Consider the following 12098-nt stretch of genomic DNA (forward strand, 5'->3'; position numbering starts at 1 on the left):
GGGTGCCATTAGAGCCAATCCGTCTCGAATGGGAACGTCGAAAGCGGAATGCAGCCCGTTTCTGTCAGCAGAACCTGTTGTTCGAGCTTCACCCCTTCTTCGCCGCCTTCCGCACCGATATAACTTTCGACGCAGAGGGCCATTCCACTTTCGAATTTGCCGTCATAGCCGCCGCTTTCCCAATCGATGTCGTGTGCGACCGACGGATATTCATCCACCATGCCGATCCCATGTGCGATACAGCTGTACCGATTTTTCCGGTAGGCATCTGGTATCTTCCAGCTGCGCTCGGCGAACTCGCGAAAGCTCATGCCCGGACGCAGCAATTCCATATTGGTATTCAATTGCTCATATGCCTCTGCATAGAGCCGGCGCTGGTTGTCGGTGGGACGAACGTGGCCGACGGTCCAGGTCCGCGAAATATCGGCGCAGTATCCAAAAGGACCCACGAGATCGGTGTCGAACGCGATCAGTTCGCCTTGCTTCATGATTCTTGCGCTGCATTCCTGCATCCACGGATTGGTGCGTGGCCCGGACGCGAGCAAACGCGTCTCGATCCATTCGCCGCCGAGCCGGATGTTCTCGTAGTGCAGATGGGCCCAGAGGTCCTGCTCGCTCATTCCGGGCGTCAAGACATTGCGCATGCGCTGGATGCCCTGTTCGCAGACGGCGACGGCCGCTCTGATCAGCACGAGTTCGTCGTCGGACTTGACGGCTCGCGCGTGTTCCATCAGCGCTTGGCCGTCCACTATTTCGACGTCGTGTTGCAGTAACGCCTGCGCACCTTCGGGATCAAGTCTATCGACCGCGATGCGCATCTCGGACGCCGCGTGCTCGCGTAGCATGTCCACAACCTCCTGAGCCCATTTCCTGGCTTTGCGTGTCGATTCCGGTCCGGAGCTGAAGTAATTCCAACATGTCGCGCCGCGCAGCTCGACGTCGAGCATGTTGCCCTTCCACACGTGTTCGCAATTGTGGAACTCGAAACCGATGACGGGGCCGTGGGCAAATACGATCACATAGCGAGTCGGATTGCGTCCCGTCCAGATCTGCATGTTGGACGTATCGGTTGCGTAGCGAATGTTGACCGGATCGTACAAAACGATCGCCGGGCATTGCCGCGCAACAAGCTCTTTCCTGACCCGCTCGATACGATAGGCGCGTACGCGCTCCATCAGATCGTCTGGCAAGCCCGGAGGACTCACGTTCGTTTGCATCGTGGTTGCGGCATGAAGCGTACTGACAGCCGACATTGCTCCTCCTGTTCGTTGGTATGGACTGTGCGCCGTCTTCCTGAGTTAGGGCGCATGGATCGGACGTCAGCGTACGATTCAGACCAGTATCGAAAGGACGAAAAGGCCGGTCAACGGCCTATATTTTCCTCGTTGCATTACATTAGGTTATGCGAGTGCCGCCGCAGGCAGCGACGGCAACGCGACGCAGCGAACGCGCGCAGGGCAGGGCAAAGTCGACCGGCTTCACTGACGTGATGGCGGTCGGTCAACGATGAGTATGGAAGGACGACCGGCGCGGTTCAGCGAACCGGGAGATCCTCGCGCAGCCAGTCGATCAGCTGGTGGACGGCAGGCGTGATCGAGCGACCGTGAGGAACGACGACGAAATAGGCGTCGGTCATCTTGCAGGACCCGACTGGCAGACGGACCAGCTCGCCGCTCGCCAGCAGGTCGTGAACCATCCGGCTCCAGCCGAGTGCGACCCCTTGCCCGTATCGCGCCGCCTGGACGGCGTCGGTGTAGAGGCTGCAGCGAAGCACGTAGTTCAGCCGGCTCGGGCGGTGGCCCGCCGAGTGGAACCATGCGTCCCAGCCCATCCATCCCTCGTAGGTCGAATCGGATTCGACGAGCGGCAGCGCGGCAAGCGCCTGGAGCGATTCCGGCATGCCGTTTTCCTCGAGGAAGCGCGGCGAGCAGACGGGAAACACTTCCTCGTCGAACAAGAGGATCGACGTGCCGTCCGCCCAGCGGCCGTCGCCATAGCGTACGGCGACATCGACCTCGACATGCCGGAGGTCGGCCGTAAACATCTGGGTGGTCAGCCGCAGCTGCAACGGGGGCGACAGCTGCTTGAGCTTGGGAAGCCGCGGCAGCAGCCGAAACTGCGCGAACGGTGCGGTCGACGCGAGGACGAGTTCCTGCTGCTCGGCGCCGGTCGACAGGCGATCGAAGACGCCGGCGATTTTTTGCATGGACTCGGCCACCGTCAGGTACAGCATTTCACCCTCTGTCGTCAGCGAGATCGAGCGATGCAGGCGATGAAAGAGGCGGACATTCAGCGTTTCTTCGAGGACGCGTACTTGCCGGCTCACGGCCGCCTGCGTCACACCCAGCTCGGTTGCGGCAAGCGTGAAGCTTGCGAGGCGCGCGACCGCTTCGAACTCGACCAGCGCCGTCAACGACGGGACGATGCGTCGATACCCTTTGGTTCGTTTTGTCATGTTCATCAGGTTGGTGTCATGCGGGGTACAGGCTCGAGGCAGGACGGAGCCCTGCCACTGGAAATCCCGTGGAGAGGACCATCGACCGACGCGCCGGCGCGACATCCTGTGCTGACAAATTGCCAGGGTCAAGCCGGTGCGCCGCGGTCGCCGGAAGGCGCGGGATGCATTGCGGGCAGGTCGAATCAGCGTAGATCAGGATGGGGAAAAGGTCGCATAACTTAAAGTAATGCGAAGCAGAAAATAAGGCGCGTTGACGCTACGAATCGGCACTCCAATACTTCGGGCAAAGCGCAATACGAGCATTGCGAAAATCAACCCATTGGAGGAGTACATGTCCGCGATCCCGCTCAAGACCCACCGCGAGTTGCTCGACAGCCGCAAGCCCGGACACGGGATGCCGGCCGAGCTTTTTGGCCGTCAGGACGTGTTCGAGACGGACGTCGAAGTCTTCTTCGAGAAGCTGTGGATCTTCGTTGCCGTGACGGCCGATGTTCCGGAACCGGGCGACGTCTATGCCGTCGATATCGGCAAGTCGTCGATCCTGATCGTGCGCGATGACGACGAGAACATCCGCGCTTACCGGAACGTCTGCCGGCATCGCGGCGCACGCCTGATGAAGGGCGGTGCCAAGGCGACCGTCGGCATGGTGGTGTGTCCGTATCACCAGTGGACGTACGACCTGGACGGCAGCCTGAAACATGCGACCCACATGGGCAAGGATTTCGATACGAAGTGCCGGAGCCTGATTCCGGTGCACGTCAAGGTGGTCGGCGCGCATGTGTTCGTTTGCCTCGCCGACGAAGCGCCGGAAGATTTCTCGACGCTCGAGACGGTGATGACGCCGCGCTTCGCGCCACACGACATGCAGCGAACGAAGATCGCGCACGAGATGACGATCGTCGAGAACGGCAACTGGAAGCTCGTGATGGAGAACAACCGCGAGTGCTACCACTGCGGCGGTACGCATCCGGAGCTCACGCAGTCGTTCCTTGCGCACGACTTCGGCTTCTGCCCGGACGGGCAGAGCGACGAATCTCTGCGCGAGTATGACGAATACCTTGCGCACAATGCCGCCCGCAAGGAAGAGTGGGAGGGGGCAGGCTACATCTGCGACGCGTTCGAGTCACTCGACGAGAGCGTCGAGACGAACTTCCGTTCGCAGCGGCTCGTCATTGCCGGCGCCTGCGAATCGCAGACGATGGATACGAAGGTGGCGTGCACGAAGCTGCTCGGCGGCCTGGAGCGTCGCGATCTGGGCGACGTGCACATGTGGGGCCATCACTCGTGGACGCACGTGATGAGCGATCACGCGGTGGTCGCATACGTCCTGCCGCTTGCGCCGGACAAGACGCTGGTGCGTACCGTGTGGCTGGTGCATCAGGATGCGGTCGAAGGTGTCGACTACGACCTGAAGACGCTGACGGAAGTATGGGATGCCACGACGCGGCAGGATGCCGACCTCGTCGCGATCACCCATAGCGGGACGCAGGACCCGGGCTATGTTCCCGGCCCGTACTCGACCTACACGGAAGGCGCGCTCGATCAGTTTGCACGCTGGTACGACGCACGCCTGAACGCGCACGGCATCTGAGTTTCATCATGACTGTCAGAGAGAATTTTTGCCTGTCCGGGCCGGCCGTGGCGGCACGGGATCGCTTCGCGGACCCCGGCACCTGGGAACGCGCAGAGCCGCAATGGTCCAGCGGCGAACGCAAGACGCTGGTGTGCTGCAGGGTGCGCGCTGAAACGCACGACGTCCGGACGTTCGTGTTTCGTGGAAAGGACGGACAGGCCTTCAGCTTCGAGCCCGGCCAGTTCATCACCGTATCGGCCGACATCGACGGCGTGCCGGTCAGCCGCTGCTACACGATCTCGTCGCCGCCGACGCGGCCGTATACGTTGTCCATCACGGTCAAGCGCACACCCGGCGGGACCATGTCGAACTGGTTGCACGACACCATGCGGCCCGGGGTCGAGCTGAATGCGTTCGGCCCGTCCGGCATCTTCACGCCGGCCAGTGCGCCGGCCATGAAGATGCTCTACCTGTCCGCCGGCTCGGGCGTGACGCCGCTGATGTCGATGACGCGCGCGGCGATCGATCTCGGCCTGAACCTCGATATCGTGTTCGTACACAGTGCGAGAACGCCCGAGGACATCATCTTTCGCGACGAGTTGACCCGGCTGCGGGAGGACGCGGACCATCTCCAGGTGATTCACGTGTGCGAAGCGCTTGGAGCCGAGGCTGGCTGGAGCGGTCCGATCGGCAGGCTGAGCGTGGAACTCCTGAGCCAGTATGTCCCGGACTATCGCGATCGCGAGGTGTTCACCTGCGGCCCTTCGGGCTATATGAACGCCGTCCGGGATCTTCTCGTCCAGGGCGGCCACGATCCGGCCCGCTACCATCAGGAAAGCTTCAACTTTGCCGAAACGGTGGCGCCGCTTGCGGACGTTGCCGACGCATCCGGCAACGCGGAGCAAGTGGCGGACGGCACCTATACGGTTCGGCTGTCCAAGTCGGGAAAGACGTTCGAGATGAATGCGTCGGAGACGGTGCTCACCGCCGCACGCAAGAACGGCGTCGCGTTGCCTTCCTCGTGCAGCCAGGGCATTTGCGGCACGTGCAAGACCGCGGTGCTCGAAGGGTCCGTCGACATGCAGCACAACGGCGGCATTCGCCAGCGGGAAATCGACAAGGGCCTGCGTCTGATGTGCTGCAGTCGGCCTACGTCGGATCTCGTGCTGGATCTGTAGTTCGCGCCGAACCTCCGGTTTCCCCGCCTTCAGTCGGACAGCGTCCCGGTCGGCTTTTCCACGAAGCCGTCTCGGGACGCTTTTATCCAGGTCCGTTCACTTTCCTTGCGTTGCAATCGTGCACGACGTCTCGCTTGTCCCGGATTCGAAACCGCGCCATTTCGGGTTTCTCATGCTTCCGTCGTATTCGATGATCGCGTTCACGCATGCGCTGGAAGCGCTGCGTATCGCCAATTACCTGGACCGCGTCGAGCACTATCGCTGGACGGTGTTCTCCGTCGATGGTGTCCCCGTCGAAGCCAGCAACGGCATCTCGATTCGGCCCGTGCAGGCGCTGGAGCCATCCGGCGATCTGCCGGACGTGATGATCGTATGCGGCGGCACGCACATCCGGGAGACCGTAGACGCGCGGCTGCGGCAGGCGCTCGTCGCGCTCGCGAGCCGCGGGATTGCGCTGGGCTCGCTGTGCAGCGGTGCATATGCGCTGATGTCGGCGGGCTTGCTCGACCACTACCGTTGCGCGGTGCACTGGGCGGATCTGTTCAGGCTGCGCACCGAGTTCCCGGACGTCCGGATTACGCGTGAACTGTTCGTCGTCGATCGCGACCGCATGACCTGTACCGGCGGCACCGCCCCGCTGGACATGATGCTCAATCTGATGTCGACGCATCTCGGCCCGCACCTGGTCGTACGCGTGTCGCAGCACCTGCTTCTGACGAGGCTTCGAAGTGCGAGCGAGCACCAGCCGATACCGATCGGCGCGCGTCTCGAGTCGGCGCGTGCGGAGCTCGTGGAGGCGGTGACCCTGATGGAAGCCAACGTCGAAGAGCCGCTTTCGTTCGACGATATCGCGCGGCTTGTCGGACTGTCGGAGCGCCAGATGCAGCGCATGTTCAAGCAGTATCTGAACGCGTCTCCGCGTGAGTACTACCTGAGCGTTCGCCTGAAGCACGCGCAAGGGCTATTGCGCACCGGCAACGATTTCATCGCGCACGTATCGAGCCGTTGCGGATTCCCGTCGGCGTGCAGTTTCAGCAAGGCGTATCGACGGGAATTCGGCCATGCGCCGATCGCCGAGCGTCGCATTCCGCGTCACGCATAGTCGGTCATCGGGACCGGCCGGAATGGTCGTCGGCAAGACAGGGTCGGGCCGTTCGCGATCCGGCGCACGGCCCAGCCCTGCCGTTGCGTCGCTGGCTTACTTCTGGCCGAGCCAGACCGCAAACTTCTGGTTCAGGTCGTCGGAATGATCGGCCCAGAATGCGACGTTGGTGTCGATCGCGTTCTTCTGGTTCTGCGGCGCGGTCGGCAGGTACGGCGCGACCTTCGGATCGACCAGCTTGACCGACGACTGGCGCAGCGGCCCAAGCGCCGTGGCCGTGGCCAGCTTCGCGAGCGCCTCGGTCGAGGTCGCATGGCGAATGAAGTCCTGGGCGGCCTTCTGGTTCTTCGACCCCTTCACGATCGCATAGCCTTCGATGTTCTTCACTTCGCCATCCCACAGGAATCCGAACAGTTTCTTGTCCTGCGTGGCGGCGACGTAGATCCGGTTGTTATAGGCGCTCGTCATCGTCACTTCGCCGTCGGCCAGCAGCTGCGGCGGTTGCGCGCCGGTTTCCCACCAGACGATCGACGACTTGATCGTATCCAGCTTCCTGAATGCCCGTTTCAGGCCATCGGGCGTCGCGAGCGTCTTGTAGACGTCCGCGGCGGAAACGCCGTCGGCGAGCAGTGCCCACTCGAGCGCGGCTTCCGGCGACTTGCGCAGCCCGCGCTTGCCTGGGAACCGCTTCAGATCGAAGAAGTCCGCAATTTTCGTCGGTTCTCCGCCCTTGAACGCATTCTTGTTGTACGTGACCACCGTGGACCATGCGACGTTGCCGACCAGGCAGTCCGACAGGCCGCCCGGCATGAAGTCGGACTTTGCCGCGGCGCCGGTCGAGGCCGCCGGCAGGGACGCGGGATTGATCTTCTCGAGCAGGCCTTCGTCGCATGCGCGCGTGGCGTCGGCGAGCTGCATGTCGACCACGTCCCACGTGACGTTCTTCGTCTCGACCTGGCTGCGGATCTGGGCAATCCCGCCGTTGTAGGTGTCCGTCTTGACGTTCGTTCCCGATTGCGACGCAAACGGACGCACAGCGGTCGCGTTTTGCGCGTCCTGATACGAGCCGCCCCACGACGAGAAAACGAGTTCGGCGGCCGTGGCAGGCAGCGCCGCCATGCCGATAACGACGAGTGCCAGCGCCTTCATAGAGTGATTCATTCAAAGCCTCACCAAGAAATTTGCAGAAGTCTCCGCGATTGTTTTCGAGCGGCAGACGGCTTTCTACCGAAGCCGGAAATGGTGCGTCTGCCGCGGTCGGCACACCCATCTGAATCTCCGCTGCACGCCCTGTCACGTGATCCGGCTTGCGGCGGGTATTCATACGTCATGCTTGCGAGCTGCCTTCGATGATGCCGCGATCCGCAAGCCCGCATTCCGGTCGCGAAATCATCTTGGGGTGGACGAAATTGGCACCATTCTTTCCAACGGACGCTTATGCATAGATAAAGGCGCGCTTACGATACCGGGCCGATCGGTCGTGGCGCGTAGTGTTAGCCGACGCGCGAACACGAACGTGTGTCGCCGTCGCGCGCGGCGGGACATGCGTGCGGACACGATATCGAGGGCGACGTTATGTACGATGAGGCCGGCGGTCAGATCTATCGCGGCGACGGGCCGATCCTGGTTGCGGCGCCGCATGTCGGCACTGCGATTCCGGAGGAACTGCTGGCGCTGCGCGCGTGGCATGCCGTACGGCAGGTGCGGGTGGATCCGGGCGGCACACGGCTCCAGGAAGCCGCCGTGGCGCGCGGGATGTCGTGCATCACCGCGCGCATGCATCCGTGCGTGATCGACGTCAACATGGCCGCCGACCATCAGTCGCTTGCGTCCGAACTGGGCCGCAGCGCGCTGTGCCGGCCCCATTCTCCGGCGGGGGAGAGCCTCTACGGCGGCGTGGCGCAGCCGTCGGAAGTCGAGGTCGCGCGGCGCGTACGACGATACTGGACGCCTTATCACGAAACACTCGCGGGCGAGCTGAAGCGACTGCGCGACCTCCACGGCGACGTGCTGCTCGTCGTGCCGCACGCCAGCTCGCGGCTCTCGCCGTTTCAATACCTGTCGGGCGCATCCGATTGCAACGTGGGAACGAACCGCGGTGCGTCGTGCGACAAGCTGCTCGTCAACACACTGACGAAGGCGGTCCAGCGCGGCGGACGTTCGTGGGTCGTCAACGGAAAGCTGGCGGATTCGTTCGCGGCACAGCACTACGGAAGGCCCGCGGCCGGGATTCACGTTGTCGAGCTGGAAGTGGCCGGCAAGTGGCGCGACGCGTGCGAGACCGCGCCTGCCGTCTCGCCGATCGCGAGCGAATTCGACGCGCTGCTCGGTCGTCTGCTGGACGCACTGTCGACGCTGGCGCATGCCGATGGCACTTGACGAGCGAATCGCGAGACCGATTCGCGGCAAGGGCTTCAGGGCGACACCATCCCGTGCTACAGTCATCTGTCACCTTGATGCCCATCATGAAAGAAAGCGGACCTGAACGGTATCCCGACTGGGATCTCCTTGCCAGCTGGCTGGCGGTCGTGGAAGCGGGTTCCATCTCCGATGCCGCCGATCGGTTGAATATCTCGCAAGCGGGCGTGTCGCAGCGCATCAAGGCGCTGGAGACGCTGCTCGACACTACGCTGCTTGATCGTGCGACCCGGCCGGCGAGGCCGACCGCGGCCGGACAGCGCCTGTTCGAGCATGCCGCGTCGCTGCTGCAGAGCGCGGACCAGATGGTGGAGAGTGTGCGCAACGTGTCGCGGGCCAAGCGCGTCGTCGTGCGGCTCGGATGCGTGGATTCGTTTGCCGCGACGATCGGCCCGATCATCATCAAGGCGCTGTCGGGTGCATCGCACCAGATCCGGCTCTGGTCCGGCATCACGCCGGCGCTCGACGCGCAACTCGAAGCCCGTCAGCTGGACGTTGCGGTGACAACGAGCGGCACCACGCCGGCCATGGGCATTCGGAAGCAGAAGCTGTTTTCCGAACCGTACTTCGTGGTCCTGCCCAAGGGTTTCGAAATCGATCGCCTGACGACGCTGACCGAGTTGGGCAAGCATCTTCAGTTCATTCGCTACAGTGCGAGATCGGTCATCGGGCAGCATGTCGACGCGTACCTCGCCGCGCATGCCGAACACATCGAGCGATCGTGCGAATTCGATGCAACGGATCCGGCGCTGAGCCTCGTGGCAGCCGGGCTCGGCTTCGCGATCACCACGCCGCTTTGCGTGTGGCAATCGCGTCACTATGTTCCCGACATCACGGTCGTGCCGCTCACGGCGTTTTCGCGGCACGGGCGGCCGTATGCGGGCCTCAGCCGTTCGTTCTACCTGTCATACCGCGAGAACGAGCTTGGCCATCTGCCCGCCGACCTCTATGACCTGCTTCGTCGTGCTTACGAGCGCCAGGTGTCGCGCGATATCGCGCGGACGCTGTCGCTGAAGCCGGAAGACGTCTACCTGCCCGAAGTCGATTGATTCCCGCGCGCCCCGGAGCCGTCCGGCGTCTGGCGCCGCGGCCCGCCGCGCATGTTCATCCGCCACAGTTGCCCGGTCGCATCGTCGATCATGCCGTGGAATACCCCGATCACTTCATCGATCGTGATGGTGCTTGCCACGCGGTGCTCGATCCAGAGCCCGTGCACCAGCGCCATCGCCTGAATGGCCCAGATCGTGGCCATGGTCCGGTCGCACCCGGCGTTTCGCAGGTCGTGGATGAAGTTTGACCGCAGGCGCCGGGAGAAGGCGGTGCACAGCCGCCTCACGTCGGCGTCGTGTGCGGACGAACTCCACATGTGCGGCCAGACGTTGGCCGCGCCGGGGCTCAGGACTTCATCGCCGAAGCACATGTCCGCCGTGAATTTCATCCGTTCGACCGGGTCGGCGATGCCGCGCCGGCCGGCGGTGAGTTGTTCGCGCACGCGCCGGATGAGATACACGAACGTCTTGTAGACCAGGTTGTTCTTGTTCTCGAAGTGATGGTGCACCAGGCCGACCGAAACTCGCGCGTATTCGCTGACTTTCCGGATCGTCAGGTTCTCCAGCCCGACTTGACCGACGACTTCGAGTGTCGAATCGATCAGCTTGAGCCGCATGCCCTCGTATTGCGCGAATTCTTCCTTGCGGCCGTCAGAAGCGGTTCCGCGGCGGCTGCCATCTTCCATGATCGTGCTCCGTGCCGTCCAGATTGAATGCTGCCTGCCGTCATCCCGGGCGGAGCAGTGAAGGGTTCGCAGATGATAGCGCCGAATGCTGGTGACTGAACAAGTGTTCATGCCGATTCGGCTGCTGCCGGCGCTTGCATTGTACGGCGTGATTGAACAATTGTTCATGCGTGCGTGCGCTGAGGTGGCCGTCGCATGGCAGAAAATGGCGGATTGCTAGTGTTAACGCGCATGCGAGCCGCACATTTTTATTTTTGATATCGGATAGATGAGTTATATAGTTCTTTCAGCCATGCGTATGCTGAACAAATGTTCAGATTCTTTGGCCGGTATGTGGCGCCGTAAATAGGGGTCATATTTACGGGCAAGTCGTCATGGCGATCGATCTCCCTATCTCTATCTGCGGGACTGAACCCATGCTCAATTTTTCGCACAAGGCGCTCGCCACCGGCCTGAGCGCCGTCGCGTTGTCCGTCGCCTGCGGCGCGGCCTACGGGCAACAGGTCGTCAAGATCGGTGTATCGAGTCCGCTCACCGGGCAGAGCGCGGCAAGCGGCAAGGACATCGAGAACGGCGTTCGCCTCGCGCTCGAGGAGGCGAATGCGCAGCACATCAAGCTGGGCGGCCAGGAAGTCCGCTTCGAGCTCGATGCGGTCGACGACCAGGGCGACCCGCGCATCGGCGTGCAGGTCGCGCAAAAACTCGTCGACGATGGCGTGGCCGCGGTGGTCGGCTACTACAACTCCGGCGTGGCGCTGCCGTCCGCGCCGATATTCGCGAAGGCCGGCATTCCGCTGATCGATCCGGCGGCGACCAATCCGGCCATCACGCGCCAGGGATTGAAGACGGTCTTTCGCATCATTGCGACGGACGCGCAGAACTCCGGCAATGCCGGCAAGTACGCGGTGACCGTCACGAAGGCGCGGCGCATTGCGGTGATGGATGACCGGACCGCGTTCGGCCAGGGCGCGGTGGAGGAGTTCAAGAAGGCCGTTGCCGCGGCCGGCGGCAAGATCGAGCTCGCGGAATACACGAACGACAAGGCCGTCGAATTCAACGCGCAGCTCACGAACGTGAAGGCCGCGCAGGCCGATCTGCTGTACTTCGGCGGTCTCGACGTGCAGGGCGGCCTGATCACGAAGCGGATGCGGCAGCTCGGCATGCGCACCCAGTTCGTCGGCAGCGGCGGCATTGCCGATCGCATCTTCATCAACGACGCGGGGCCGGCCGCGGAGGGCGCGATGGCGTGGGAGTACGGGCGGCCGATCGACACGTTGCCGCAAGGCGTGGCGTTCATCCAGAAATACAAGAACCGGTTCGGCTCCGACATGCTGACCTATGCGCCGTTCGCGTATGACTGCGCATGGGTGGCGATCCACGCGATGAAGCAGGCCAATTCCGCGAAACCCGCCGACTTCCTGCCCGCGCTGCGCGACACGCACTACGACGGCATTACCGGAAAGATCGCATTCGACGCGAACGGCGACCTCAAGAACCCGACCTCGACGCTCTATCAGGTGAAGGGCGGCCGCTGGGTCCCGGTCACGACGATCGGCGCGGAGTAGGCCCCGGCGTTCCATAACGATGTCCGATCCTTTGCATAAGTCGACATGAAGAAGCGCGAGGCTTTTTTG

10 protein-coding genes are annotated in these 12098 nt (G+C 62.9%); 6 read left to right on the plus strand and 4 right to left on the minus strand.

Annotated elements, in window-relative coordinates; all coding sequences use genetic code 11:
• Positions 1-8: 8 nt before the first annotated feature.
• Positions 9-1253 (minus strand): Xaa-Pro peptidase family protein, encoded by a 1245-nt coding sequence (locus G3O06_RS03785; RefSeq protein ID WP_205815053.1) that lies wholly within the window; start codon positions 1251-1253, stop codon positions 9-11.
• A gap of 281 nt (positions 1254-1534) precedes the next feature.
• On the minus strand, positions 1535-2455 hold the full coding sequence (locus G3O06_RS03790; protein WP_205815054.1) for a LysR substrate-binding domain-containing protein: 921 nt from the start codon (positions 2453-2455) through the stop codon (positions 1535-1537).
• A 334-nt stretch (positions 2456-2789) separates the two neighbouring features.
• Between G3O06_RS03790 and G3O06_RS03795 the strand changes: the two genes are divergently transcribed.
• The 3 genes from G3O06_RS03795 (at position 2790) to G3O06_RS03805 (ending at position 6311) form a co-directional block, all read left to right on the plus strand.
• Positions 2790-4049, plus strand: coding sequence for an aromatic ring-hydroxylating dioxygenase subunit alpha (locus tag G3O06_RS03795; protein WP_174972401.1), 1260 nt, complete (start codon positions 2790-2792; stop codon positions 4047-4049).
• An 8-nt stretch (positions 4050-4057) separates the two neighbouring features.
• Positions 4058-5209: a hybrid-cluster NAD(P)-dependent oxidoreductase gene (locus tag G3O06_RS03800; protein ID WP_205815055.1), complete on the plus strand. Its 1152-nt coding sequence runs from the start codon at positions 4058-4060 to the stop codon at positions 5207-5209.
• A gap of 172 nt (positions 5210-5381) precedes the next feature.
• Positions 5382-6311 carry a GlxA family transcriptional regulator gene (locus G3O06_RS03805; protein WP_174998582.1) on the plus strand — a complete coding sequence of 310 codons (930 nt, stop codon included), beginning with the start codon at positions 5382-5384 and terminating at the stop codon, positions 6309-6311.
• 96 nt (positions 6312-6407) lie between these two features.
• Here the strand turns inward: G3O06_RS03805 and G3O06_RS03810 are convergent, their stop codons facing one another.
• Positions 6408-7472, minus strand: a complete 1065-nt coding sequence (locus G3O06_RS03810; protein WP_205815056.1) for an ABC transporter substrate-binding protein — start codon at positions 7470-7472, stop codon at positions 6408-6410.
• 414 nt (positions 7473-7886) lie between these two features.
• Here G3O06_RS03810 and G3O06_RS03815 point away from each other — a divergent pair, with 414 nt between their 5' ends.
• Together G3O06_RS03815 and G3O06_RS03820 are read left to right on the plus strand one after the other, a co-directional pair.
• Complete coding sequence (locus tag G3O06_RS03815) at positions 7887-8690, plus strand: N-formylglutamate amidohydrolase (RefSeq protein ID WP_205815057.1); 804 nt, start codon at positions 7887-7889, stop codon at positions 8688-8690.
• A 77-nt stretch (positions 8691-8767) separates the two neighbouring features.
• The gene (locus G3O06_RS03820) at positions 8768-9778 is read left to right on the plus strand and encodes a LysR family transcriptional regulator (RefSeq protein WP_174972391.1); all 1011 of its coding nucleotides are present in this window, start codon (positions 8768-8770) and stop codon (positions 9776-9778) included.
• Here the strand turns inward: G3O06_RS03820 and G3O06_RS03825 are convergent.
• Entirely contained in the window at positions 9757-10632 is an 876-nt protein-coding gene (locus tag G3O06_RS03825) for a TetR family transcriptional regulator C-terminal domain-containing protein (protein ID WP_241019489.1), read from the minus strand. The two genes, G3O06_RS03820 and G3O06_RS03825, sit on opposite strands and share 22 nt — an antisense overlap.
• A 248-nt stretch (positions 10633-10880) precedes the next feature.
• On the opposite strand from G3O06_RS03825, the gene G3O06_RS03830 reads away from it, so the two are divergent.
• Positions 10881-12029: a branched-chain amino acid ABC transporter substrate-binding protein gene (locus tag G3O06_RS03830; protein ID WP_174972387.1), complete on the plus strand. Its 1149-nt coding sequence runs from the start codon at positions 10881-10883 to the stop codon at positions 12027-12029.
• The last annotated feature ends 69 nt before the right edge of the window (positions 12030-12098 follow it).

This window comes from Burkholderia sp. Ac-20345, assembly GCF_017104825.1.
Lineage (GTDB): Bacteria > Pseudomonadota > Gammaproteobacteria > Burkholderiales > Burkholderiaceae > Burkholderia > Burkholderia lata_B.